Consider the following 25610-nt stretch of genomic DNA (forward strand, 5'->3'; position numbering starts at 1 on the left):
CCGTTCAAATCAATTCTTGAGCAACGCTCAGTTTTTCAACAGCAGTGCGCCTTCGATCGGCACATAACGGCTGGCGGCGCGGATCAGCGAGTTGGCGGTCAGGCCGGGCACGCCGTAGGCGACTGCCTGTACACCGTGCTTGCTGATGATGCGTTCGAGCAGCATGTCAAAGTCACCGTCGCCGGAAGCCAGGACGATTTCGTCGACGTGGTCGGCGGCGTCCATGATGTCGAGGGTGATGCCCACGTCCCAGTCGCCCTTGGCCGAGCCGTCGCTGCGCTGGATGTAGGGCTTGAGCTTCACGGTGAAGCCGAGGTTGCGCAGGATCTGCTGGAACTGCTGCTGTTTGCTGTCGCCACGGTCGATCGCGTAGGCATAGGCCTCGACGATCTGCCCATCCTTGCTGATGTCCGCCCACAGCGCCGCATAGTTGAAGTGGCAACCATAAGCCTGACGCACGGTGTAGTAGAGGTTCTGCACATCGGCGAACACTGCGATTTTTTTCACCGGAGTTCCTGTGGGCGCGCAAGCGCACGAAGCGGGATCAGGCGCTGGGCCCGAAAAAGGCGCTCAGTATGCCAGCCAACAGGAACGTTCCGCGAATAATCGCCCCGGAGCCCTCACAGGCTCCGGACGAATGGTGAATCAGACGAAGGAATCGTCGTCATCGAAGAACGATGAACTGTCATCGCTGTAGTCGGTGTCGTTAAATCCGCCCTGATCATTGCCGTAGGAATCGTTACCGGCCATGCGCTGATCGTCACCCCAGCCGTTGTTGCTCTGGTCGGCGACTTGAGCCGGCTCTTCCTTGATCACCTCAACAATCTCTTGCGGCTGCTGATTGTGGTGGAACAGGCTGCTGATTCCCTGCGCCAGCATCACACCACCGGCTACACCGGCCGCGGTTTTCAAGGCGCCGCCGAGAAAGCTGCTGCCGGCCGCCGGTGCGGCTTGTTGCGCATAATTGGGCGGTGGCGCAGCAAAACCCTGTTGCGCAGGTGGAGCACCAACGTTCTGCTGTGGTGCAGGCTCGCGCCAGCCACCCGTGGACGCCGGAGCAGCACTCGGGGTCGGTGCCGGACGCGGGCTGCCACCAAAGATGCTCGACAGGAAACCGCCGCCACTGCTCGGCGCCGGCGCTGCACTCTGCGCTTTGGCCGCTTGCAGTTCGGCCTGCAACTGCTGGACTTGCCGGGTCAGTTGCTTGTTCTGCTCATCCAGGCTTTTGAGCGCCGCCTCTTGAACCAGAATCGCCTGGGTCATGAAATAACCTGCCGCCGGCTGGCGCGTCAGGTGTTCCTTGATCCGCGTCTCGGCCTGGGCGTCGCGCGGGGCTGCCTCCGTTTCGGCCTGTTGCAGCCGGGAAAACAGTCCATCGATCAGGGTTTGCTCTTCGCTGTTCATGGCGACCTCGTAGATTGCCGGGGATAACATGGCCCTCGCCCACTTTTGGACAAGGTGCTCGTCCGTAATGGAGGCTGCGACAAAACCTTTCAATGACCTTTACCGAATGTTTACGTTTGTGTGGGCTGGCGCATCATCGGTTAAAGTGAGCCACTGTTTTCGACCTGCGATACCGACTGATGAATGCCTTCGAAGTGCTGCGCGACTCTCTGTTCTTTTTCAAACGCCATTTGGCCAGCATCGTGCAGTTGTGCCTGCCGCTGGTGATCGTCGAAGCGCTGCTGCAACAAGTGGTGGATCACGCCAGCGACCCGGACAGTTTCTCATCCGTCAGTGTGATCGTCGGCTTGCTGGTCTATCCGTTGTACACCGCCGCATTAATCCTGTTTCTCGACGCACGCACCCGTGGAGAAGCCCCGCGCACCCTTGATCTGCTGGCGATGTCTGCGCGGTTGTGGCCGCGTTTCGCCCTGCTCACCGCGCTCAACACGTTGCTGATTCTGCTGGGCCTTTCGCTGTATTTCCTGCCGGGCCTGATTTTGATGGTGATGCTGGCGTTCGGCGAATACCTGTTGGTGCTGCGCGGCCTTAATCCATTGCACGCCATGAAGGAAAGCCTGCGGCTGAGCCGCGGGCATTTCTGGCGAATTCTGCTGTGCATTCTGTGTGTGATGACGCCTTTGTGGTTGCTCAAGGGGGCGACGCTGGCGGTATACCCCGAGCCGCAGACCCCGATAGTGTCGGTGCTGATCGACAGCGGCCACAGCTTCCTGCAACTGTTCACCAGCGTGGTGCTGTTCCGCCTGTTCATGTTGATCAGCCAACTCCCGGAAAAACGTGACGGCGCGGTCTGACCGCTCCGCAATTGGGCTTCGAGACCGCCGTCAGGTATGCTCGAGGCCACTATCTGTAACGCTATAAGCCGAGCCATGACCCGTCTACTGCGCTACACCCTGTTGCTCGCTCTGCTCGCCGTCATCTTGATCGGCGCGCTGATTTTCGGCCTGACCTGGCGCCCCGACGCCCGCGAAATCCTGCCGGTCAGTTGCACCGGCACACCGCCCATGCTGGTGCCCGGGCAAGCGCTGAAAGTCATGACCTGGAACGTGCAGTATCTGGCCGGCAAGCGTTATGTGTTCTGGAATGACCTGGCCCAGGGTAACGATGAAGCGCCGACGCTGGAGGACATGGCCTTCAGCCTCGATGAAGTGGCGCGGGTAATCCGCGACGAACAACCCGATCTGGTGCTGTTGCAGGAACTCGATGACGGCGCCAAGGCCAGCGACTATCAGGATCAACTCAAGTTGTTGCAGGAGCGGGTCGCCGATCTGTACCCGTGCAGCGCCAGCGCTTTTGACTGGAAAGCCGATTTTGTCCCTGAGCCCCATATCTATGGCAGCGTTGGCCGGCAACTGGCGACGCTGAGCCGCTATCGCATCGAACATGCCGAACGCCTGCAATTACCGGTGGCCCCAAGCAATTTCATCAGCCGCCAGTTCCAGCCCAAAGACGCCCTGCTCGCGACCAAACTGCCGCTCAGCGATGGCGGGCAACTGACCGTATTCAATACCCATCTGGAACGCGCCCACCGACCGGACGACACGTTGCATGCGCAAGTGACGGCCGTGGCCAAGGTGCTCGACAAGTATGAAAGTCAGGGCCTGCCGTGGCTGATCGGTGGCGACTTCAACCTGTTGCCGCTGGGCCAATATCGTCGTTTGCCCGCCGAGCAGCGCACGCCCTACTCCGCCGACAGCGAGCTGCATCTGCTGTGGGACAAGTACCCGATGATCCCGACCAACAGCGAAGCCAGCGGCATCGACCGCGCACAGTGGCTGACCCACTACCCCAACGACCCCGGCCTCAACGGCCCGGATCGCACGGTCGACTATCTGTTCTACAGCCCGAAGATCAAACGGGTGGAAGCGAAGGTGCGTCAGGACGACACGCTGCGCATTTCCGATCATTTACCGGTGATTGCGCGGTTCCTGCTGCCGGCTGCGCCGTAGAAAACGCAGAACCCGTCGCCACACACAAAGCGGCCCCCGAATTTACAACACGGAATACGCATGAAAATCTTACTGGTATGCAAGGACATCGGCGGCTATGCGCGCAAATTGGCTGAGCATTTGATGGTCGATAACGACGTGTGCTTCATCGATACGTCGTCGATGTCCAACAGGTTTGATCGAGCCCCGAAGATCTTCCGCCGCTCACTCAAACACTGGGCCCGGCTGCGGGAGATCAAACAGGCCATTCGTACATTCGGTCGGTTTGACGTGGCCCTGATCATCAACCCCGCGCAAATCGACCCGAACCAGTTGGCAGTCGGACTAAAGGCTTCCGACCGCAAGATCGCCTACCTCTAAGACAGTTTCAGTCGCTGGCCGATTACGACGAAGTGTTTTCATTCGACCCGGAGAATGCCGCGAGTCACGGTCTGAAAAAGCTCTACAACTTCATTTACGAAGACTACGTCGCGGACGGTGAACCCGTCGAATACTCAGCAATTGTAGTGATGGCAGGAAAAGATCGGGTGCCGGCGCTCGAATGCCTGGCGCGGGAATTTGATCGGCTCGGCGTTAACGATTACAAGTTTCTGGTTCAGAGCAAACCGATCCCGGGCGCCCATCCCGGCATCACTTTCTTCGAGCGGAGGATGTCGCTGGAATCCGTGGGGGAACTGGTCAAACGCTCGAGGATCATTCTGGACATTTCCAAACCCGGCCAGGCCGGTTTGAGCTTCCGTTTTTTCGAAGCCATGGCCTCGCGAAAAAAAGTCATCACGACCACCCAAAGCGTTGTTGCCTATGACTTCTACAATCCGGCGAACATTTTGGTCATTGATGAGGCTTGCCCGGTCATTCCGGAGCGTTTCATCACCGATCCGTATGTGGACGTCCCTGTGCGGATCTATGAAAAGTACACGCTGCCGGGTTGGGTCAAAACAGTCTTCTCGCTTCAGTAAATTGCACCGCTGGCAGCCCGTAACGCATAACTTGTGGGAGCAAGCCTGCTTCCAAAAGTTATGCGCATGTTGCGGTTCAGTGCCAGGCAGCTATCCGGCGGGGGGGACGCAAGTTGCTGACCGCCAAGGCCGGCGACTGAAAAACCCACGCCATGGCGGCAGTCAACTGCGACGCTTGACCACGCGCCGGTGGCAATCCGCCGGACCCAACACCTTGCCCGCTTTGGAACGCACCGCAATGGTCTCGACGGGCTCCGACTGTTCGTTGTCCAGCAACACTGAGTAACTCTCACCCTTGCTGAACAGGAAGCGCTCGCCCCACTGGCGCATGCTGATCACGATCGGAAACACCGATCGCCCCATCTCGGTCAGCACGTATTCCTTGTAAGCGGTGCCATCGGATGCCGGCTGTACCTCGAAAACGCCCAGTTCAACCAACTTCTTGAGTTTCACCGTGAGGATGTTTTTCGCCAGGCCCAGACGTTTCTGGAACTCGCTGAAGCGACGCACATCATCGAAGGCGTCACGGATGATCATCAACACCCAACGATCGCCGATAGCCTCTAGCGTGCGGGCCACGGGGCATTCGCTTTGTGCCAGTAGCATCTGTCTGGCCATGAATCTCCAGTTTTGAAAGAAAGAGCGCGTTAGAACAGTTCTAACGTCAGTAGAAAATATTTTGTAAAACTGGTTGTAGATTAAAACCAGTTTTGATAAAAATCAACGCATCGGTTTTTATTCGAAACCAGTTATTCCCAAGGATGGAATGATGACGCTGAACCTTCAAAAGCCTTCGAAAATGGACGTCGAAGCCGAAAAATCTGCCGGCGGCGGCACCGCTCAAGCCCCTCTGGGACGTGCAGCCACCAGCGGATTAAGTCGTTACCAGACATTTCTCTTCGCTATCACCTGCGCCATGGCGGTGGCTAACGTCTACTTCGCACAACCGCTGCTCGAGTCGATGGGTGCCAGCCTGTCGGTATCGCCTGGCACCATCGGCATCGTGGTCACGGCGACTCAGGCCGGTTATGCAGTGGGCCTGTTGTTCATCGTCCCGTTGGGCGATCTGCTCAATCGCAAGCGGCTGATCCTGACACAGATGCTGCTGTCAGCCGTAGCTTTGTGTGCGGTAGGGCTGGCGCAGAATTGGGGCATGTTGCTTGGCGCAATGGTGTTGGTCGGTCTGATGGCCGTGGTGGTGCAAGTGGTGGTTGCCTACGCTGCGACACTGGCCAGCCCCGAGCAGCGCGGCGAGGCCATCGGTACGGTGACCAGTGGCGTGGTGCTGGGCATTCTGCTTGCGCGCTTCGTGTCTGGTGCGGTGGCCGATCTGGCCGGATGGCGCGGAGTCTACTTCGTTTCGGCAGCCTTGATGATCGGCATGGCTCTGGTGCTGTACCGCACCATGCCAGCGTCGACCACGCCGCCCGCAAAAGGCAGTTACCTGCAGTTGCTGCGCTCAGTCTTCCAGTTGTATCTCACCGAACCGACGCTGCGCGTCAGGGGCACCTTTGCCCTGCTGATCTTCGCCTCATTCAGCGTACTGTGGACGGCAATGGTACTGCCGCTAAGCGCACCACCACTGTCGCTGTCGCACACCCAGATCGGCTTGTTCGGTCTGGCCGGGGTAGCCGGCGCGCTGGCCGCAGCACGGGCCGGGCGACTGGCCGACCAAGGCTTGGGCAATCGCACGACCGGCATTGCGCTGGCGCTGCTGACCCTGTCCTGGCTGCCCACCGCGTTTGTTGAAAGCTCATTGCTGGCCATGGTCGTAGGCGTGGTACTGCTGGACTTTGCCGTGCAAGCGGTGCACGTGACCAACCAAAGCCTGATCTTTGCCGCGCGCCCTGACGCACAAAGCCGACTGGTGGGCGCGTATATGTGTTTCTACTCCGTGGGCAGCGGTGTGGGCGCTATTGCGGCTACTTACACTTATGCCCACTTTGGCTGGGTCGCTGTTTGCCTGTTGGGTGCTGCCTTCAGTGCAATAGCGCTGTTGTACTGGTTATATCTGGAGCTGACGTCCCGATAACTTCCTGACTCCCCGAAACTTCCTTCCATGGCCATATGGCTTTGGCGTGAAACTGTGTGCCTGCCACACGAATTTAAATAATGACATGAGGCATGTATGGCACTGCACACACTAACTGTTGCATCGCATCAACTTGAGTTTGTGTTACCGACCAATGCCCCGTTCACGGATATCGAGTACGAAGCCGGAGGCAAGAACGTCATCCCCCTGGGCTGTCGTGTAGGGGCGTGTGGTGCCTGCCTGATCAGGGTTACATCAGGTATCGAGGCGTTGAACCCTCGCGATGACGATGAAGAAGCTTTTATCGAGGTATTGGGTTACAGCGGTGAAGAATACCGGCTGGCCTGTCAATGCCTGTTAAGAGGAGAAGTGGCCATTGAAATTATTGGCTAAGCGTTGCAAGTGAGCTGCCGTTGTAATTAAAGCGTTTCAAAACAAACTAAAAAGGACTTATTCATGCTTAACCGTGTAAAGAATGTTGGCTATGGTGATACCACCCCTTTCCTCAACGCCGCCGGCTCGGTCAATCTGCGCGCAGAAATCGACAAGATCATCGACGAGCAAGTAGAGCAATGGTACGCCACCGTACCTCAGGCCGCTCACCTGGAAGGCAAGGACGTTAACAGTGAGTACTACAAGCGCCACCTGATCGAAACTGCATGGCGTATCCGTCTGCTGCGAGTTGCCGAATCCAAGGCACTGGTGGAAGTGGCTAAGGTCAGCCCGGCAGCTGCGCAAATCTGGGCGCACTACGAACAGGAAGAAATGCTCCATGACGAACTGTTCATCGATGACCTGAAGCGCGTCGGCGTCAGCCGTGAGGAATTCCTCGCCACCGAACCGTACCTGTCGACCAAACTGCTGGCCGGTTTCTTCTCGTACCTGCTCGACCATGAAGGCCCACTCGGCGTGCTCGCTTATTCCTACCTGGTCGAGTACGTCAACGTGAAGCTCGAGCCGCGCAAACTCGAAGCCCTCAAGTCGTCGGTTGGCGAGACCAAGATCGTGGGTCAGGTTTCTCACTCGCATACCGACATCAATGATGACCACCCGGGCGAAGTCTGGGCGGCACTGCGTTTCCTGATCAAGGGTGAGCAGGACATCGCTGCACTGAAACGCTACCTCGAGGAGCACCAGAAGATCCTCGCGATGTACTTCAGCGAGCTGTACATCAACACCCTGGCCAAGCCGCAAGACAAGGCAGCTTAAGCCATGGAGCAGGCAATGAATTCAAATCGACCCGGTGTTCTGATCCTGAGCCACTGCGGCTTTTCTTTCCTGGAAGACCTGAAGCAGGAACTTCATCGACGGCAGCTCCGGTGTTTCGTGCTGTCTTCATTGCCGCTTCCAGAACATGTACCGGCCCGCCTGGAGCAGATTCATGCCTGGGCGGACCGGCTCTACACCACCGATTCCCACCAGTTGAGGCTGGAGGATGTGCAGATTACTCTTGAGACTCTGCGCAAGTCGGGCGAGCAGGTCACCTGCTGTATCAGTGTGTGGGAAGGCTATCGCCACCTGATGGCATCGGCCAACGCTTCGCTTGGCACTTATGACATTGACGCAGACCAGGCACTGGCGCTGCGCAACAAGCTCAATGTACGCAACCGACTGGCCGAAGCAGGCTTGTCGCAGGCTAATGCCTACGCCCTGACCGAGCCCGTGCTGGAACAGCTCAAGGCGCAGGATCAGCGCTATTTCATCAAACCGATTCATGGGATCGCCTCCTACGCGGCCTTTCCCATGCGTAAAGACACTACGTGGAATGCCCTTGAGGAACTGCGTCTGGCCTCGGCCGAAGACACGGTGTATGCCTCGGCGTTCAACGACGGACTGACGTTCATGGCGGAGGATTACATCGCCGGCAACGAATTCAGTTTCGAGACGCTGCTGGTCGATGGTCAGGCGTATGTGGTGGCCATCCATGAGAAATACGAAGTCACCGAGACCGCCGCCACGGTGCTTGAAGACAGCTGCACCACACCGCCGGTCAGCCTCGACCAGGCGCAGATCGCTGCGGGTCTGCAATGGCTGAAAAACGTACTGGGTTGCATGGCGCTCAAGTGGGGCTGCTACCACGTTGAAGCGCGCTTCACCGAGAAACACTGGGACCTGATCGAAATCAACCCGCGCGTCGGCGGCAGCCTGATTTCCCACAGTGTCGAGGCCGTCACCCACGGGCACAGCATGCTTTCGCTGTGGCTCGACCTGCTGCTCGCCAGTCAGGACGAAGCCCGGCCACGCGAGGACCTCGTCCAGCGTCTGTCTCAGCTTGAATGGCATCCAGATGGCACCAGCGAACAGTCCGTCGCGACGTTCTTTCGGGTGTATTTCGCCAAGCCGGGAACGCTGAGTTCAGTGACGCTCAACGAGCTGCCGCTCGACCCGGTCGTGCAGCACATCCTGTTGAAAGCCGGCGATGTGATTCCCGCACATGCCCGCGAAGTGTTCCTCGGGCAATTGTTGTGGACGTTCGACCGTGCCAACCGGACAGCCGAGCTTGAACGCCTGGTCAGCATCAGCGCCACCGCACTGGATATCCGCTATCAGGCCCCAAGCCAATAAAAAAAATGGTGAACAATCACCTGAACATAACCGCTGCCGATGACCAACCCCACGGATGAGGATGAAGAAACATGCCGTTGCGAGTGCCTGTATTGCTAATTGTGGATTACAACCTGAGCCGGATCAGCGACGTGCTGCACCTGCGTAACTATGCGCGCCAGCAATGGGGCGCGCAGACCTGGCTGGTCAGGGCCAATCCTCAGGACCATGACCAGAACATCAGCGATCGAGTGATCGATGCCGATCCTCTGCACCCCGACTTCGTCAACCAGGCACTGGATCAGTTGGGCGATGACGCGGCCCGGATCAGCGCAGGCATGGTCTTTTCCGATAACGCGGTAGCCAGCGGTGCGGCGCTGCTGGAGCGCCTCGGACTGCCGGTGGACGACGCCGTTCTGGCCCTCGGGGCCTTTGACAAGCTGGCGTACCGCATTGCCGAAGATCGCATCCGCCCGCACCTGAATCAGTTGGGGGTCACGTTGCCGGACTTCGTGCGGATTGACTGCCTGAACGATGTGCACAATTTTGCCGTGCGCCAGGAAGGCGGGTTCGTGATCAAACCGGCTTGCGAGGGCAACAATCGCGGTGTGGTAGTGGTAGCACCCGGTGGCGACTGCGAGCAGGCGTTTGCAGAAGTGGCGCCTTATCTGGACGGCGGAGTGCTGGCCGAAGGGTTCATCACCTTCACCCGCGAGTACTCCTATGACGGCCTGGGGAAACTCTGGTTTGTCACCGAGAAAGTCAGCGCCAGCGGGCGCTACCCGGTTGAGGTGGCGCAAATTCTGCCGGCGCGCCTCAGTGAGCAGGAACGACGGGCCATTCACCGTGCCGGTGAGCAGGTAAACCGCTTGGTCGGCCAACGTATCGGGCCATTCCACAACGAGATCAAACTCAGCGACAGCGGCTACCAGACGGCGGTGATCGAGCCGAATCGGCGTCCCGGCGGCATGAAGATCTGGACACTGGCACACGCCGTACACGGGATTGACCTGTACGCCGCGTGGGTTGACTCGGTCTTCGCCGGGCCAGTACCGGAAGCAATGCCAGCCGCCACTTGCAGCGCCGCGACGGTGATGTTCGGGGTGCCGCACGATGTGATTATCGACGTGGCGGAGCTGGGCGACATACAGACTCTGATCCACGACACGCTGGCCTTGGCGGCACAGGAACTGGCGCTGGCCACGCAAGACATTGCCCTCCTCGAAAGCGCGTGGATTGCAGGCGAAGCACGGCTGATCCATGCGATCCCGCGCGACAACAGCGACTTCGTGGCCCAGGCCTGCGTCGCGCTATATGACCCGTCGGTCGATATCCGCGATCTGGTGCGGGTCCTGCGCGAGCAGTGGCTGCTGGTGCTCGAGCGCAACCTGTCGTCCGAGTTGCTGTTCCAGGTTGCGTCCTGATCCCTATCTTTTTCGCTTCGAGACCGTGCGCATGAAAATTCTCATTCTTCACCGAGTGCCCTACCCGCGTATCGAGTACCACCGTGGCATCGATCATGACCTGCATGATGTCACCTACCTCGGCAAACAAGCGGCTATCGATACGCTGCCGGCCAATCTGCGCTGCCAGCGTGTGATTCGCCCGGGAGTGGCCAGCGCCTACGATGAAGCGCAACACTGGCTGGCGCAGCGTCCACAGCACTTTGACCGGATCATCTCGATGTCCGAGTACGAATTGCTCGACGCTGCACGGCTTCGCGAAGCGCTAAACGTAGAAGGCGCTTCGCTGGCGGCGGTAAATCTGGCGCGCAACAAGCTGGACATGAAGGCCGCCGTCGCAGCGCGACACCTGCGCGTACCACGTTTCATGGCACTTGATCGTTATCTGGAACTTCACGGCCAGGTGCCGTGGCACGGCGCAACCGTGCTCAAGCCACACAGTGGTGCATCGAGCATGGACGTCAGCATTCATCAGCAGCCTGCCCGCGCCTTTGACGAAATCAGTCGCAAGTTCAGCGATCTGTCCTTGGGCATCGATGAGTTTCAGGTCGAAGAATTTATCAGCGGCCCCATCCGCCACTTCGACGGTCTGGTGCAGAACGGCCGCATCCTCACCATGCTCTCCAGCCAATACGTCGGCACTTGCCTGGATTACATGGAGCGCGGCCAGCCACTGGGGTCGTGGCACCTGGAGACCACAGCGCCAATGCAGGCATGGGTCAGTGCCGCTCTGGAAGCCGTGCAGATCCGCAATGGCGCGTTCCACCTGGAAGCCATCATGGAAGGTGACGAGCCGGTGTTCCTTGAAGTCGGCAACCGGGTCGGTGGCGCTGATGTGGTCGCGACTTACGAGCTGGCCACCGGCATCCACATGCCGTCACTGGAGCTGCGCATCCATGTAGAAGGCGAAATAGACATCGCTGCGCTCACCGAGCAGCAGCCGAACCTCGGTTTCGGCTGGTTTGTATTCCCGGGACACACTCACCGCGAACGCGTCTATCAAGGCCTCGACGGCGCGGACGAATTGCGCGCGTGCCCCTTCATCGTGCAGTGGAATGAGTTGCAACCCGGCGCGGTGCTACCCGGTCACGTGACCTACTCGGCGTTCGAGGCGCCCTTGGCCGGCATCGTCAAAACCACAGAACCGCAACAGACCAAGGCCTGGATGCACAACCTGTTTTCCCGGGTACGTCTGGCCGAAAACCTGACCTCCGTCGCGTGACACAGCCCACCCTCAAGAAGGCGACTCAGCAATGAAACCACTGCACGTAGTATTGGCTGTACTGATCACGGCAATCTGGGGTGTCAACTTCTCGGTCATCAAACTGGGATTGGCCACCGTAGACCCGTTTATTCTGGCGGGCATCCGCTTCAGTCTCTGTGCATTACCGGCAATCTTTTTCATCCGCAAACCGAATGTGCCGTGGCGCTACATCATCGGTTACGGGCTGGTGTTCGGCATCGGTTTATGGGGCATCGTAAACCTGGGCATCAAAGCCGGGCTCTCGGCAGGCATCGCTTCGCTGGTGCTGCAATTCAGCGCGTTTTTCACGATCCTGCTGGGCGGCTGGGTATTCAAGGAAGCGCTGACGCGTTTTCAGGTTCTGGGCATGCTGATCGCACTCGGTGGATTGTTGTGCATCATCATGATCAGTGATGGCTCGGTCAGTCTGCCCGGTGTGCTGTTGGTGCTGGTGGGCGCGGTCTCATGGAGCATCGCCAATATCATCAACAAGAAGGCCAGTACCAAGGAAGTCTTTGGCTTTCTGGTCTGGTCCAGCGCCTTTGCACCGATCCCGTTATTTGCACTCGACTACGCGGTGAACGGCAGCACCGGTTACACCACGTTCGTCAATCAGGTAGACACCACCGCCGTGCTGTCGATCCTGTTTCAGGTCTACCCGAACACGCTGTTCGCCTACTGGATCTGGAACTCGCTGCTCAAGACTTATCCGGTTTCGACGGTCGCGCCACTGTCGTTGCTGGTGCCGATTTTCGGCATGCTCGGTTCGGTGTTGATCTTTCACGAAAGCGTGCCAGCGAGCAAAGTTTTGGCGGTGGCGCTGATCGTAGTTGGGCTGGCCGTCGGCCTCTATGGGCAACGTATTTTCAATGCTATGTTTGCGCGTCCTGCGCGCACTTCAATATGAATCGACAGGGAGTAGGTATGAGTCTGGGAAGACGTGAATTCGTGGGGGCCGCTGTTGGCGCGACCCTGGTTGGAGGCAGCATGATGGCAGGCGTGGCGGGCGCAAAGGCGGGTAATCAGCCTTTGCAGGATGACGTGGTAACAGCACTGAACCCCAATGATTGGGCATCCGTGCGGGCGCAGTTCAAGCTGTCGCCAGAGTTCGTGCACATTTCCAACTTCTTTCTTGCCTCCAATCCCAAACCGGTGCGCGACGCGATGGCGCGCCACCGGCAGGCGTTCGACGAAAATCCGTACACCTACCTTGAAGACAACATGTTCGCCAAGCCGGAAGACATGGTCTGGCGCAAGGTCTGTGCGGCGGCAGCCGACTATACCGGCGGACGCGCCGAGGACATCGCGCTGACAACCAGCACCACGCAGGGCCTGTCGATGATCTACAACGGTCTGAAACTGGCACCCCACCAGGAAATCCTGACGACCAACCACGAGTGGTACACCCACGACGAAGCGATGCGTCTGGCGGTAGTCAAGTGGGGCGGGAGCATTCGTCGGATCGACCTGTACGAGGGGCCGGACGATGTCAGCGTCGACGCCATCGTCGCGCGCATTGAAAAAGCCATCAAACCGGCAACCCGCATTCTTTCCATGACCTGGGTGCATTCGGGCACCGGCGTACGGTTGCCGGCTCAGGAAATCGGTGCACTGGTGGCGCGGGTCAACCGCGATCGCTCCGAAGCAGACAGAATCATTTACGTGATCGACGGTGTGCACGGCTTCGGTTGTTCCGAGGCTCAAGTCGCGAGCCTGGGCTGCGACTTTTTCAGCGCCGGCACGCACAAATGGATCCTTGGCCCGCACGGTACCGGTCTGGTCTGGGCCCGTGAAGGTCAGTGGGCACAGATCACGCCGACGATTCCCACCATCATGGCTGCCGAACCCGCCAATGCCTGGCGCCAGCAGCGCGATCCACAGGGCGAGACCCAGGCAGCCTGGGTCAGTCCCGGCGGGTTCCTCGCGTTCGAAAACCAGTGGGCCATGATCGAGGCGTTCAAGTTCATCCAGCAAATCGGACGCAAGCGCATTGCCGACCGCGTCGCGGAACTCAATGGCCAGCTGAAGGAAGGTTTGGCGAAGCTGCCCAACGTGTACTTACACACGCCGCAGTCTGCAAAGTTCTCTGCCGGGTTTGTCTGCTGTGATGTCAAAGACCGTGCCCCGAAAGAGATCGTCGCCAGGCTCAAAGAGCAGAAGATCATTGCCAGCGCCACGCCTTATCGGCATTCAACGGTGCGCTTCTCCGCCGGGATCATCAACACGCCGGAAGACATCGAAAAAACCCTCAAAGTGATGCGTACGCTGGTCTGACACCCGCCCGAATCGACATCGGTCACCCGCACTGGCTCAACGCTGGTGCGGTCGCTGGTGTCCGCCTTCCAACTGAAAAATCGCCGCGTGCCCAAGGGCAAGGATCGATTAAATGAATGAAAAAAACGCCACCACGCCAAACGTTGCAAAGGAGCTGGCCATGTTCCTGTTCTGCTCGACGGTTTATCGGTTGTTTTCGGGTGCGCTGATGGTCTCGCTGACATGGACCATCCTCAATCAGGACGAAGGCGGATATCTGCCTCTGGCGTTGGCGATTTTCTGCTCATTCATTCCGGCGTTTATTACGCCGGCGATGATCAAACGCCTTTCACTGCGAATGAACGGTCGGCAGATGAGCAGTTGGTTTGTGCTGGGGCTGGCCGGTATCGCCCTGATATCGGGCGTGTCCCGATACTTCACCCTCGGTCTGCTGATCACCAATTTGTTTGCCTGGCTGATGGTGATGTCGCTGGAAGCCAGCCTGGACATGTGGTTCACCCAGATTCAACGGGGCATGGACGAAACCAAAGTGCGGCGGATCAGCGGTGCAACCACCGCCACCAGTCAGGCCGCGCTGATGATCGGGCCGTTGCTGGCGGCAGGTCTGATGCCGATTCTGCCCGGCATGGGCTTCTCGATAGTGCTCAGCGCCGGCTTCTTTATCGTCGCGGCGATTTGCTTCACCCGCGACAGTCTGCCGACGGTGGTGCAGACAACTGCCGAGGTCGCTGCCCCCGCCAAGCTGCCGCTGACGCTGTTTGTGCCGATGGTATTGATCTGGCCGATCCTCGGCGCCTTCAACTTCATGCTGCCGGTGTATGTGGCGAGCCACGGCTGGGCATTGTTTGAACTGGGCGTGCTCGATGCTGTTTTCGGCCTCGGCATGGCGCTGATCGGGGTACTGGTGATCATCGCCAATACCGGGCGCAACCTGATGGCCTATCTGACTGGCCTGATTGCACTGGCGCTGATTTCCACATTGATGTGGTTGCTGATGCCGGACAATTTGCTGCTCAAGTCACTGAGCCTGTTGATCCTCGGCATGGCTTTTGGCGGTGCACGGGTGCATATCCGTGTCGCCATTGCTTGCCGCTACAGCGAGGCGGCGGTGGGTTTGTATGTCAGTCGGGCGAATGCCCTGGCGACGCCTGTGCTGCTGCTGATCCTCAGCCTGCAATTGGCCATGATCAACAACGCCTGGCTGCTGCCATTCCTGCTGGTGACATTGAGCGTCGCGCTGCTGTTGCAGACCTCGGCAACGCGTTTTGCCCGCGGACATTCACGCACCGCCGCCGTGGGCGCCTGAATCGGCGCCTTGCATTGGCACAGCCCCGGATCAGGTCCCCCGGGGCTTCGCCCGTGCCGTGGCTTCAGCCACCAACGGATCATCTGGCCAATAATGCTTGGGATACCGACCTTTCAAATCCTTCTTGACCTCGGCATACGTGCTGCGCCAGAAGTTGGCCAGATCCTGCGTCACCTGCACCGGTCGTCGTGCCGGGGACAGCAGGTGCAACTTGACCACCTGCCGCCCGCCGGCAATCCTTGGCGTCTCGGCCAAGCCGAACAGCTCCTGCAAACGCACCGCCAGAATTGGCGGATGCTCGCTGTAATCCAGACGAATCGATGACCCTGAAGGCACGCTGATGTGATGCGGCGCCTGCTCATCGAGTCGTTGCGGCAGCGGCCATGGCAGTAGATTGCGGACGATGTTGGACAGATCGAGGTTGGCAAAATGACTGAGCCGCGAGACCTTGCCCAGATACGGCATCAGCCAGTCTTCAAGAGTTTTCAACAGCGTCGCGTCGCTGACATCCGGCCATTGGCTTTCGTCCTGAGTGTTCAGATCAAGTTGCCGTAACAACGCAACACGTGCCTGCCACTGGCGCAGCTCCGGTGTCCACGGCAGCAGTTCCAGCCCCTTGCGTCGCACCAGATTGACCAGCGCCTGACTGCGGGCGGCTTCATCGAGACCGGTTAGCGGTTCGCGGCTGAGGATCAACTCGCCGACCTTGCGCTGACGCTCGGCGCGCAGCACGCCTTCGCGCTCGTCCCAGTCGAGTTGATCGACGTTGCGCACTTGTTCGGCGAGCACTGAGTCGAACAGCGCCGGATCGAAATCCGCTGCCAGATAAATCCGTTCCTCGCGCTGGCCCTGACGGCTGCCGAGGTCGGCAATGACAATCCACGGCTCTTTCATCAAGCTGTCCGCTTCGGCGAACAGCGCGGCGCGACCGTTGGCCAAGCGGTATTCGGCGCCACCGGCACGTCGTTGTTGGGCGACGCGGTCCGGGTAGGCCAAGGCCAGCAGTGCGCCGAGCCAGCGTGGGTGATCAGGGTCGCTGACCGGCTCGCTCGCCTTGCCCCGCAGGTAACCACGATATTGCCGCGCCAGTTGCCGTGCACGTTGCACACCGCCCTGCGCGCCACGAGCCGCACGTTCTTCGCCGGACAGCAGCACCAGGCGGCTGTGCAGATCCGCCCCGGCATCGCGCAAGATATCGCGCTCGCCAAGCAACGCGGCGACATCGCAGGCCATGTTTGCCAAGCCCAACGCTTGCCCGCGCAGCAACAAATGGCCGATACGCGGATGCGCCGGCAACTCGGCCATGGCCTGACCGTGCGAAGTCAGAGCCTGCCCTTCCAAAGCGCCGAGTCGCTGCAGCAGATCCTGCGCCTGTGCATAAGCCGCCGCCGGTGGCACGTCGAGCCAGACCAGTTCGCCCGGCGTAACGCCCCAGCGCCCCAGTTGCAGCGCCAGGCTGGCCAGATCCGCTGAGAGAATTTCCGCGCTGCCGTAAGCCGCCAGTTGTTCGTGCTGATCCTGCGACCACAACCGATAACAAACACCCGACTCCAAGCGTCCCGCCCGACCCGCACGCTGCGTGGCGCTGGCCTTGGAGATGCGCTGAGTGTCGAGCCGCGTCATGCCGCTGCCCGGATCGAAACGCGGCACCCGCGCCAACCCGGCGTCGATCACCACGCGCACGCCGTTGATGGTCAGACTGGTCTCGGCGATGTTGGTCGCCAGCACCACTTTGCGCTGCCCGGCCGGCGCCGGATCGATGGCGGCGCGTTGGGCATTGAGGTCAAGTTCGCCGTGCAGCGGGCAGAGCAAGACGTCTTGGCGCTCGCCAATGGCATCGCTCAATTGCTGATGCACACGGCGAATTTCCGCCTGCCCCGGGAGGAACACCAACAGGCTGCCGGTTTCATCGTTAAGGGCTTCGAGCACGGTCTGCGTCACGCGCTGATCGATGTATTCGCCGGGCTGAAACGGCCGCCCCCAGCGCATCGTCACTGGATACATGCGCCCTTCACTGCGCAGGATCGGTGCGTCGTCGAGCAACCCGGCCAGACGCTCGCCTTCCAGCGTGGCCGACATCAGCAAAATTTTCAGCGGCTGTTCAGCTCGAAACAGCTCACGACCGTTCAAACTCAGGGCCAGCGCCAGATCGGCGTCGAGGCTGCGCTCGTGGAATTCATCGAAAATCAGCAGACCCACGCCTTCCAGCGCCGGGTCGTCCTGCAAGCGGCGAGTGAGAATGCCTTCAGTGACCACTTCAATGCGTGTGTTGGGGCCGACCTTGCTGTCGAGGCGGATGCGATAACCGACGGTTTCACCGACCTTCTCGCCCAGTTCGCTGGCCAATCGCTCAGCAGCGGCGCGCGCGGCCAAGCGGCGCGGCTCAAGCATCAGAATGGTTTGCCCGCTCAGCCACGCTTCGTTGAGCAAGGCCAACGGCACGCGGGTGGTTTTACCGGCGCCGGGCGGCGCTTCGAGCACCGCGTCGTGGCGTGTCGCCAACGCGTCACGCAATGCGGGTAAAACTTCGTCGATCGGCAAAGAAATCATGCTGGCTCCCAAACAGAGGCGCGAGTATAACGGCGAACTGCCGGGCGTTTGTCAGGGTCTTAACTTCACTCGACGACGCTTCGTTTACAAATGACTCAGGAGATATCCCATGCGTTTACCTTTTCGCCTGATCGGCGGTGTACTGGTCGCCACCCTGCTCACTCAAATCACCGCGTGCGGTTCGATTTTCTACCCCGATCGTCGCGGCCAGATCGACGGCAAGATCGATCCGGCGATTGCCGTGCTCGACGCCGTGGGCCTGCTGTTCTACGTCATTCCCGGGCTGATCGCGTTTGCCGTCGACTTCGCCACCGGGGCGATCTATTTCGAACCGGGCCACACCGCGCAGATCGACCCGGCCAAGCTCAAGCAAGCCATCGGCCCGGACGGTCAGGTCGATAACCACAAGCTGCAGGCTATTCTCCAAAGCGAGCTGGGCAGTGCTGCCGTTGAAATAAACAAGGCTCTGGATGACCCACGCCTGATCCAGCACAGAGGCAGCACGCAACAACTGGCGATGTTTGGCCTGCAACCTGCCGCATAAGGAATAACTGCACCATGACATCCAGCCCCGAACACGCCCGCCTGCTGCGCCTGGCAACCCGCGCCTCGGTAGCAGTGGCTTGTACGCTGATCATCGCCAAAGCCATCGCCTGGTGGCTGAGCGGCTCGGTGAGCATGCTCGCTGGCCTCACCGACTCGGCACTCGATGGCATTGCTTCGTTGATTAATTTGCTGGCGGTGCATTACGCATTACGCCCGGCGGATGACGACCACCGTTACGGCCACGGCAAGGCCGAATCACTGGCCGGCATGGCGCAGGCATTGTTCATCGGTGGCAGTGCGGTGTTGATTGCCTTCCAGGCCTATGAGCGAATCAAGCAGCCGGAACCGCTTGGGGCGCCGTGGATCAGCATTGGCGTGATCATTTTCTCCCTGGTGCTGACGGTCGCCTTGCTGATGTTGCAGCATCGAGTGATCAAGCAGACCGGCTCCAACGCCGTGCGCGCCGACTCGTTGCATTACCGCTCCGATCTGTTGCTCAACGGCAGCATCCTGCTCGCGCTGGTGCTGGCCGGTTTGGGATTCTCTCAACTCGACGCGTGGTTTGGCCTCGGGATTGCGGCTTACATCTTGTGGAGCGCGATCCAGATCGGACGGGAAAGTTTTTCGGTGTTGATGGACGAAGAACTGCCGACAGATGTCAGCCAGCACATGCTCGACCTGGCCTGCAGCGTGCCGGGGGTGTTGGGCGCGCATGACTTGCGCACGCGGATTTCCGGCCACCACTGGTTCGTGCAGTTGCACCTGGAATTGCCGGGGGAATTGACCCTGTCAGTCGCTCACAGCATCAGCGATCAAGCGGCGGATGCGATTCACAAAGCCTACCCAAGGGCCGAAGTGCTGGTGCACGCCGACCCGCAGGAGGTGGTCAAGACTGAACGGGTGCAAACCCGGATTCAGTAAGACACCTGGTAACCGCGACTGCTCAGGCAGTTGCCCTGCGCCTGACGGTAAGCCTGCACCACCTCGGGCGCCGGTTGATAAGTCGCGGTGCGCGGATCGAAACCGCTTTGCTGCACCGCGTACTGATAGCACTGATAGCCATCCTGCTGGACCTGTTCCGGCGACTGACCGTTGGCCGGATACGCCTCGACGTCATAACCTTGCGATTGTGGCTGCGGCGGCTGAACCGGCGGCTCGACCACCACGTAATCCTGCGTCGCTTCCTGATAGGCGTAGTAAGAACCGGCGGCGAGGAACAGCAGCGCGCCGCCGATCCATACTTCACGGGCGTAATCCGGCAAATACTGGATGCGGATCCCGCGCGGCGGTTGCACGACGATGTAGCGTGGGCCCTGCGGGCGATACCAGTAGCCGCCGGAATAAAAGTAATCCTGGCCTCGATACGGCACGCGATAGTCGCGATCCGGGAAGCGGTCGATCACATGCCCCGGCCGGTACTGCGGGCCTGGGCCCCAACCATTGCCATGCCCTTGCGGACGCCCCGGCCAGCGATTGTCGTTGGGCCGGTTGCCGTTCTGCCAATGCGGGTTGTTGTAGCCGTTTTGCGGACGCTCGTCGCGGTAGTAGCCCTGGCGCGGCTCCTGAGTCTGGCGCACGGTGTCGGGACGTGGCTGGATCGGCAGACTGTTGCCTGGCGGTGGTGAAGGCTGATGAACCGGATTCGGCTGATTTTGCGCACGATTGTGTGTCTGCCACTGACCCTCGTCGTGCGGCTGGCCGTTGTGTTCGAACTGGCGACTGTTGTCGCCACGAATGATCTCGTTGTTCTGCGCACGCGGCTGATTGTTGCCGCCATGCCCCCGATTATTGCCCTGATGATCCGGCCCGCGGCCACCACCATTGGGGGCGCGGCTTTCCGGGTCATCGGCCAGCACTTGCGCACTGACACTCACACACAGCAAACCAACACCGGCCAGACGCCAGATGCGCGACTTCATGCTATTCCTCACTGCGGGTTCAGGGCGTGTAACTAAGACCGGGAATGTACACACCGGGTTCTGCAACAGGTTATCAGTCACGAAACTTATTTATTGAGTCGCGTGTGGGCGAAGGCAAAAAATCGCAGGCAAGAAAAAAGGGAGACCCGTCGGCCTCCCTTCTAGAGAACTTCGTCCTGGCTCGACGCTTTTGACGTCGGCTCACCTCACGCCGTCTTCTGGACAGTGTGCAGCTCGGGGGCCGGCACAACCCCGGTGGGGGTGGCGGCCGCGGCGGGCCTGATAGGCGGGCCGCTGTGGACTGTGTTACCGAGCAGTGATTCTGGTGATAAGAATAGGCCTGAGCCGGCGACAGAGGATTGCGAATATTGCTCAAATAAACATCACTTGCGCAATTTTTAACCCTGGATAGATAATCCACCGCAATAGTTATGACAAAGGCCTGATTCATGAGCAAACTCGACCGTTACGACCTGAGCATTTTGGCGGAATTGCAGCGCGACGCCCGCATCTCCAACCAGGAACTGGCCGAACGTATCGGTTTGTCACCGTCGCCCTGCTCGCGCCGGGTCAAACAACTGGAAGACGACGGCTATATCTCACGTCAGGTCGCCCTGCTGGATCGCAAGATGCTCGGCCTGAGTCTGACCGCGTATGTACTGATCGGCATGGACCGGCACACGCCGGAGCGTTTCGAGAACTTCGAAGCGGCGATTCGCACATTGCCGCAGGTGCTGGAGTGCAGTCTGGTGACGGGCGTGGATGCCGACTATCAGTTGAAGGTGGTGGTGCCGGACATGGATCACTATCAGAAACTGCTGCTGGGGCACCTGACGCGGATTGAAGGGGTGACCAGTGTGCGCTCCAGCTTTGTGCTGAACCAGGTGCTCAATAGCACTGAACTGCCGCTGACTCATTTGCGTAGTTGAGATCGCCTTCGCGAGCAAGCCCGCGCCCACATTCTGGAGTGCATTCCCCTGTGAGAGCGGGCTTGCTCGCGAAGAGGCCGGAACAGGTCATCAACGACTGCGGCACACCGACGCAGGTCAATGCGGCTTCAGCCACCCTCGGCGTATAATCGCCAAGCCCTTTCAGCCGTGCCCACGCCGGAGATGACCGATGGATCCAGCATTACTCGAAGAATGGATGATGACGGGCCTCGTCAGCATCCTGATCATTTTCATGGGTTTCATCGTCTGGGATCTGGCGAAGAAGTCCAAGGCCGGACGTTTCGGCTCGTTCATTCTGTTCTTCGTGCTCGGCCTGGGCGTGGCCGCGTTCGTCATCAAGAGCGTAGTAATTGGCCTGATCGAATCCGGCGCTCTATAACCGCGCCGGCACTTCCTTCCACTGGCCTTGATCGAGCCCCTCGATCGTCCAGTCGCCAATTCTGACCCGCACCAGTCGCAACGTCGGCAGTCCTACCGCCGCGGTCATGCGCCGAACCTGACGGTTGCGCCCTTCACGAATCACCAACTCCAGCCAACTCGTGGGCACGCTTTTGCGAAAGCGTACGGGCGGGTTGCGTGGCCACAACGCGGGTTCGTCCAGTTGCCGCGCCTCGGCAGGCAAGGTCGGGCCGTCGTTGAGTTCGACCCCATCGCGCAGGCGCTGCAATTGCTCAGCACTTGGCTCACCCTCGACTTGCACCCAATAGGTCTTGGCCAGTTTGTGCTTGGGGTCGGCGATCCGCGCCTGCAACTGGCCGTCATTGGTCAGCAGCAGCAAGCCTTCGCTGTCACGATCCAGGCGCCCGGCCGGATAGATGCCAGGCACATCGATGAAATCCTTGAGTGTCGCCCGCCCTCCTTCATCGCTGAACTGCGTCAGCACATCGAAGGGTTTGTTGAACAGGATCAGCTTCGGCTCGGCCGGCGGCGCCTTGGCAATACGGCGCGGGGAGGAAGACTGAGGCTTCGCGCCAGGGCGGCGGGAAGGTGGACGCGGGGGACGGGACATGGCGAAAAGAACATCTAACGGTCAGGGCTGCTAATGCTAGTGCCCTGACCGCCAAATGACCACGACAAACCGTTAACGGAACGGCGGTTCGTCGAAGCTGCGCAGTTTGCGCGAGTGCAGCGAGTTGAGTTCGGTGCGCAGCAGATCCACCGCTTCGATGCCGATTTTCAAGTGCTGGCTGACCGCACGCTCGTAGAACGCATTGGCCGAGCCCGGCAGTTTGATCTCGCTGTGCAGCGGTTTGTCCGACACGCACAACAACGTGCCGTACGGCACCCGCAGGCGATAACCCTGCGCTGCGATGGTGCCGCTTTCCATGTCCACCGCCACGGCGCGGGACAGATTGATCAACGGACGCTCCTGCGCCCAGCGCAACTCCCAGTTACGGTCGTCGTAAGTCAGCACGGTGCCGGTGCGCAGGCGCTTTTTCAGCTCTTCACCTTTCTCACCGGTGATATTGGCTGCCGCTTGCTGAAGCGCGAGCTGTACTTCGGCCAGCGCCGGGATCGGAATGTTCGGCGGCACCACCCGGTCGAGAATCCCGTCGCGACGCATGTAAGCGTGGGCCAACACGTAGTCGCCGATGGTTTGCGACTGACGCAGCCCTCCGCAGTGACCGATCATCAGCCAGCAATGCGGACGCAACACGGCCAAGTGGTCAGTGATGTTCTTGGCATTGGACGGACCGACGCCGATATTCACCAGCGTCACACCATGACCATCACTGGCGATCAGGTGATAGGCCGGCATCTGATAACGGTGCCAGACCACACCCGCGGCAATCGCCGACGCTTCGCCGTGATCCATGCTCTTGTCGATGATCACGTTGCCCGGCAGCACCATGCGCACGAAACGCGGATCGCTGCGCAGTTGTTCCAGACCATGGACGATGAACTGGTCGACGTAGCGGTGATAGTTGGTCAGCAGAATCCACGGCTGCACATGGCGCCAGTCGCTGCCGGTGTAGTGCACCAAACGACGCAGCGAAAAGTCGACGCGCGCCGCATCGAACAACGCCAGCGGCAGGGGGTCGGTGTTTTCCCAATCGTAGAGACCGTCGGCGATGCCATCGGTGGCGGCCGACAGGTCGGTGCTGGGGAACACCCGCGCCAGCACTGCCGCCGTCACGCCGGAACCGGCGAGTTCATCGCCCTGTTCGACCACGTACGGATACGGAATATTTTGCTGACTGACGCCGACTTCCACGGTCACGGTGAAATCGTGCATCAACGGCGTCAGTTGTTCGAGCAGGTATTTGCGAAACGCCGCCGGGTGGGTGACGGTCACGCTGTAGGTGCCCGGCAGCTGTACTTTGGCGTAAGCGCGGGTGGTCTGCGGGACTTCGCCATGGCAGTGGTAGGTCAGACGCAGTTCGGGATAACGAAAAAGAGCACGCTGCTCGGCGTCGGGCTCGACGCGATCCTTGAGGTAACGCTTGAGCGCCGAATTCAGCGCAGTAGTGGCCCGCTCATGCAGCTGGGCCAGACGATCCACGGCTTGTTCAGCGGTTTGAACAACAATAAACGCTTCGGTCACGATCAGCTTCCTGTGTTCTGACTTGCAGAGCTTCATCTTGCCTGCATCGTGGCGCGACGGGAACAGTGGCGTTGTGGCTGTACCTCAATCTTTCAAACAAAGAAGATCCCCTGTGGGATTTGTAGTGTCTCAGAAACCTTGCGGGGTCGAGCGGGCGACAATGGCTTCGACATCAAGGCCCCGCGGTAGCGCGCCGTAGACCCTGCCATTGCCACCCAACCGACTGGCAATAAACGCATCGCTCACCGCCGCATTCCCCGCCTCCAGCAACAGCTTGGCCTGAAGCCCCAGCGCAATGTCCTCGGTCAACTGCCGCGCCCGGTACTGAATATCCCCGGTGTCCTTGAACTGCGCCTGCAACTGCTGAATATGCGCGGCCAGGCGTTTGTCGCCATGGCCGTCACCCAATTCATGGAACAACACATCCAGCACGCCCGGCTCTTTCGACAAGGCGCGCAGCACATCGAGGCACTGCACGTTGCCCGAGCCTTCCCACGTCGAGTTGACCGGTGCCTCGCGGTACAGGCGCGGCAGGATGCTGTCTTCGACATACCCCGCGCCGCCCATGCATTCAGCCGCCTCGTTGATCATTGCCGGGGCACGTTTGCAGATCCAGTATTTGCCCACCGCCGTCACCAGCCGGGCGAATTGCGCTTCGTGACGATCGTCCAGATGATCCAACGCCTGGCCCATGCGCAGGCTCAAGGCCAGTGCGGCTTCACTTTCAAGGGCCAGATCGGCCAGCACGTTCAGCATCAACGGTTGCTCGCTGAGCAGTTTGCCGCCGACCTTACGGTGCGCGCAGTGATGGCTGGCTTGGGTCAGCGCCTGACGCATCAAGGCGCTGGAGCCGACCATGCAATCAAAGCGCGTCATCGCCACCATTTCGATGATGGTCGGCACACCACGCCCTTCTTCGCCGACCATCCACGCCAACGCGCCGCGAAATTCCACTTCGCTGGAGGCATTGGACTGATTGCCGAGTTTGTTTTTCAGGCGCTGGATATAGAACTGATTGCGCGTGTCGTCCGGGCGATGGCGTGGCAGCAGGAAACAGCTCAAGCCCTTGTCGGTCTGCGCCAGCGTGAGAAACGCATCGCACATCGGCGCCGAGCAGAACCACTTGTGCCCGACCAGTTCATACGCCTGCCCCGGCCCACTGCCGCCGACCGGATAAGCCTTGGTGGTGTTGGCCCGCACATCGGTGCCGCCCTGTTTTTCAGTCATGGCCATGCCGAGGGTGACACCGGCCTTGTGCGCCATGCCGACATTGCGCGGATCGTATTGGGTGGCAAGGACTTTCGGCAGCCATTGCTCGGCCAGGTTGGGTTGCAAGCGCAGGGCCGGCACACTGGCGAAGGTCATGGTCAACGGGCACCCGCTGCCGGCCTCGGCCTGGCTGTGCAGATAACTCATCGAGGCGCGGGCGACATGGGCACCGTCCTGTGGATGAGTCCACGGCGACGAAGTCAGGCCATGCTCGATCGCGGTACGCATCAGTTCGTGATAAGCGGGATGGAATTCCACCAGATCGATGCGATGACCGTAGCGGTCATGGCTGGCGAACACCGGTTTGTTCTGATTGGCGAGGAACCCGGCTTCCATCAACGGGCCGCCGGCCAGTTCACCGTAGGCATCGATCCGCGACTCGGCCCAACCGGCACCGAACCGCCGCGACCACTCCTGCAATGGCAGGTCGATGCGGTAGAGGTTGGTGCCGTCCAGCGACGGTGGCTGATTGGTGACTTCGTGGGTTTCGGCGAACTGATGCAGGTTCATGACGGGGCTCCTTGGGATCAGCCAGAGACACCAGTTAAGCACCGGCCCATCGTCGAACAAAGTGTCATAGCCGCCGAACTGGCGGCG

25 protein-coding genes are annotated in these 25610 nt (G+C 60.0%); 17 read left to right on the forward strand and 8 right to left on the reverse strand.

Going from position 1 to position 25610, the window contains the following annotated elements:
* Positions 1–27 precede the first annotated feature (27 nt).
* Together AACY11_RS03640 and AACY11_RS03645 are read right to left on the reverse strand one after the other, a co-directional pair.
* Positions 28–507: a LabA-like NYN domain-containing protein gene (locus tag AACY11_RS03640; RefSeq protein ID WP_007949802.1), complete on the reverse strand. Its 480-nt coding sequence runs from the start codon at positions 505–507 to the stop codon at positions 28–30.
* A 138-nt stretch (positions 508–645) separates the two neighbouring features.
* Complete coding sequence (locus AACY11_RS03645) at positions 646–1404, reverse strand: DUF2076 domain-containing protein (protein ID WP_339431421.1); 759 nt, start codon at positions 1402–1404, stop codon at positions 646–648.
* Between the two features lie 179 nt (positions 1405–1583).
* Between AACY11_RS03645 and AACY11_RS03650 the strand changes: the two genes are divergently transcribed.
* The 4 genes from AACY11_RS03650 (at position 1584) to AACY11_RS03665 (ending at position 4372) form a co-directional block, all read left to right on the forward strand.
* Positions 1584–2258 (forward strand): YciC family protein, encoded by a 675-nt coding sequence (locus AACY11_RS03650; protein ID WP_339493881.1) that lies wholly within the window; start codon positions 1584–1586, stop codon positions 2256–2258.
* Between the two features lie 75 nt (positions 2259–2333).
* Positions 2334–3413 carry an endonuclease/exonuclease/phosphatase family protein gene (locus AACY11_RS03655; protein ID WP_339493882.1) on the forward strand — a complete coding sequence of 360 codons (1080 nt, stop codon included), beginning with the start codon at positions 2334–2336 and terminating at the stop codon, positions 3411–3413.
* Positions 3414–3473: 60 nt separating this feature from the next.
* Complete coding sequence (locus AACY11_RS03660) at positions 3474–3773, forward strand: hypothetical protein (protein WP_339493884.1); 300 nt, start codon at positions 3474–3476, stop codon at positions 3771–3773.
* Between the two features lie 32 nt (positions 3774–3805).
* The gene (locus AACY11_RS03665) at positions 3806–4372 is read left to right on the forward strand and encodes a hypothetical protein (RefSeq protein WP_339493885.1); all 567 of its coding nucleotides are present in this window, start codon (positions 3806–3808) and stop codon (positions 4370–4372) included.
* A gap of 162 nt (positions 4373–4534) precedes the next feature.
* On the opposite strand, the gene AACY11_RS03670 is transcribed toward AACY11_RS03665, so the two are convergent.
* The gene (locus AACY11_RS03670) at positions 4535–4990 is read right to left on the reverse strand and encodes a winged helix-turn-helix transcriptional regulator (protein ID WP_339493887.1); all 456 of its coding nucleotides are present in this window, start codon (positions 4988–4990) and stop codon (positions 4535–4537) included.
* Between the two features lie 151 nt (positions 4991–5141).
* Here AACY11_RS03670 and AACY11_RS03675 point away from each other — a divergent pair, with 151 nt between their 5' ends.
* The 9 genes from AACY11_RS03675 to AACY11_RS03715 all read left to right on the forward strand — a co-directional run bounded on the left by AACY11_RS03675 (position 5142) and on the right by AACY11_RS03715 (position 15234).
* On the forward strand, positions 5142–6404 hold the full coding sequence (locus tag AACY11_RS03675; RefSeq protein WP_339493889.1) for an MFS transporter: 1263 nt from the start codon (positions 5142–5144) through the stop codon (positions 6402–6404).
* Positions 6405–6500: 96 nt separating this feature from the next.
* Positions 6501–6797 carry a 2Fe-2S iron-sulfur cluster binding domain-containing protein gene (locus AACY11_RS03680; protein ID WP_339493890.1) on the forward strand — a complete coding sequence of 99 codons (297 nt, stop codon included), beginning with the start codon at positions 6501–6503 and terminating at the stop codon, positions 6795–6797.
* Positions 6798–6860: 63 nt separating this feature from the next.
* Positions 6861–7613, forward strand: a complete 753-nt coding sequence (locus AACY11_RS03685) for a hypothetical protein (RefSeq protein WP_339493891.1) — start codon at positions 6861–6863, stop codon at positions 7611–7613.
* 15 nt (positions 7614–7628) lie between these two features.
* Positions 7629–8969 carry an ATP-grasp domain-containing protein gene (locus AACY11_RS03690; protein ID WP_339493892.1) on the forward strand — a complete coding sequence of 447 codons (1341 nt, stop codon included), beginning with the start codon at positions 7629–7631 and terminating at the stop codon, positions 8967–8969.
* Positions 8970–9040: 71 nt separating this feature from the next.
* Positions 9041–10372, forward strand: coding sequence for an ATP-grasp domain-containing protein (locus tag AACY11_RS03695; RefSeq protein WP_339493893.1), 1332 nt, complete (start codon positions 9041–9043; stop codon positions 10370–10372).
* A 31-nt stretch (positions 10373–10403) separates the two neighbouring features.
* Positions 10404–11633: an ATP-grasp domain-containing protein gene (locus AACY11_RS03700; RefSeq protein ID WP_339493895.1), complete on the forward strand. Its 1230-nt coding sequence runs from the start codon at positions 10404–10406 to the stop codon at positions 11631–11633.
* Between the two features lie 31 nt (positions 11634–11664).
* Complete coding sequence (locus AACY11_RS03705) at positions 11665–12561, forward strand: EamA family transporter (RefSeq protein WP_339493896.1); 897 nt, start codon at positions 11665–11667, stop codon at positions 12559–12561.
* Positions 12562–12578: 17 nt separating this feature from the next.
* Positions 12579–13928 carry an aminotransferase class V-fold PLP-dependent enzyme gene (locus AACY11_RS03710; RefSeq protein ID WP_339493898.1) on the forward strand — a complete coding sequence of 450 codons (1350 nt, stop codon included), beginning with the start codon at positions 12579–12581 and terminating at the stop codon, positions 13926–13928.
* Positions 13929–14040: 112 nt separating this feature from the next.
* Positions 14041–15234, forward strand: coding sequence for a hypothetical protein (locus AACY11_RS03715; protein WP_339493900.1), 1194 nt, complete (start codon positions 14041–14043; stop codon positions 15232–15234).
* 30 nt (positions 15235–15264) lie between these two features.
* On the opposite strand, the gene hrpB is transcribed toward AACY11_RS03715, so the two are convergent.
* The gene (hrpB, locus tag AACY11_RS03720; protein ID WP_339493901.1) at positions 15265–17784 is read right to left on the reverse strand and encodes an ATP-dependent helicase HrpB; all 2520 of its coding nucleotides are present in this window, start codon (positions 17782–17784) and stop codon (positions 15265–15267) included.
* A 109-nt stretch (positions 17785–17893) separates the two neighbouring features.
* Between hrpB and AACY11_RS03725 the strand changes: the two genes are divergently transcribed.
* Positions 17894–18328 (forward strand): polyribonucleotide nucleotidyltransferase, encoded by a 435-nt coding sequence (locus tag AACY11_RS03725; protein WP_339431370.1) that lies wholly within the window; start codon positions 17894–17896, stop codon positions 18326–18328.
* Between the two features lie 14 nt (positions 18329–18342).
* Positions 18343–19251 (forward strand): cation diffusion facilitator family transporter, encoded by a 909-nt coding sequence (locus AACY11_RS03730; RefSeq protein WP_339493902.1) that lies wholly within the window; start codon positions 18343–18345, stop codon positions 19249–19251.
* On the opposite strand, the gene AACY11_RS03735 is transcribed toward AACY11_RS03730, so the two are convergent.
* Positions 19245–20249, reverse strand: a complete 1005-nt coding sequence (locus AACY11_RS03735) for a DUF6515 family protein (RefSeq protein WP_339464718.1) — start codon at positions 20247–20249, stop codon at positions 19245–19247. The two genes, AACY11_RS03730 and AACY11_RS03735, sit on opposite strands and share 7 nt — an antisense overlap.
* Before the next feature lie 449 nt (positions 20250–20698).
* Here AACY11_RS03735 and AACY11_RS03740 point away from each other — a divergent pair, with 449 nt between their 5' ends.
* Positions 20699–21178: an Lrp/AsnC family transcriptional regulator gene (locus tag AACY11_RS03740; RefSeq protein ID WP_007909658.1), complete on the forward strand. Its 480-nt coding sequence runs from the start codon at positions 20699–20701 to the stop codon at positions 21176–21178.
* A gap of 190 nt (positions 21179–21368) precedes the next feature.
* Entirely contained in the window at positions 21369–21578 is a 210-nt protein-coding gene (locus AACY11_RS03745; protein WP_221730168.1) for a DUF2788 domain-containing protein, read from the forward strand.
* Here the strand turns inward: AACY11_RS03745 and AACY11_RS03750 are convergent.
* From AACY11_RS03750 to AACY11_RS03760, 3 genes are all read right to left on the reverse strand, one after another.
* Positions 21573–22139 carry a pseudouridine synthase gene (locus tag AACY11_RS03750; protein ID WP_221730278.1) on the reverse strand — a complete coding sequence of 189 codons (567 nt, stop codon included), beginning with the start codon at positions 22137–22139 and terminating at the stop codon, positions 21573–21575. The genes AACY11_RS03745 and AACY11_RS03750 overlap by 6 nt on opposite strands.
* Positions 22140–22280: 141 nt before the next feature.
* Positions 22281–23780 (reverse strand): AMP nucleosidase, encoded by a 1500-nt coding sequence (gene amn / locus AACY11_RS03755; RefSeq protein WP_339431367.1) that lies wholly within the window; start codon positions 23778–23780, stop codon positions 22281–22283.
* Positions 23781–23873: 93 nt separating this feature from the next.
* Positions 23874–25523, reverse strand: coding sequence for an acyl-CoA dehydrogenase family protein (locus AACY11_RS03760; protein ID WP_339493903.1), 1650 nt, complete (start codon positions 25521–25523; stop codon positions 23874–23876).
* Positions 25524–25610: the final 87 nt, after the last annotated feature.

Source organism: Pseudomonas sp. RA_105y_Pfl2_P56 (genome assembly GCF_963970845.1).
Lineage (GTDB): Bacteria > Pseudomonadota > Gammaproteobacteria > Pseudomonadales > Pseudomonadaceae > Aquipseudomonas > Aquipseudomonas baetica_A.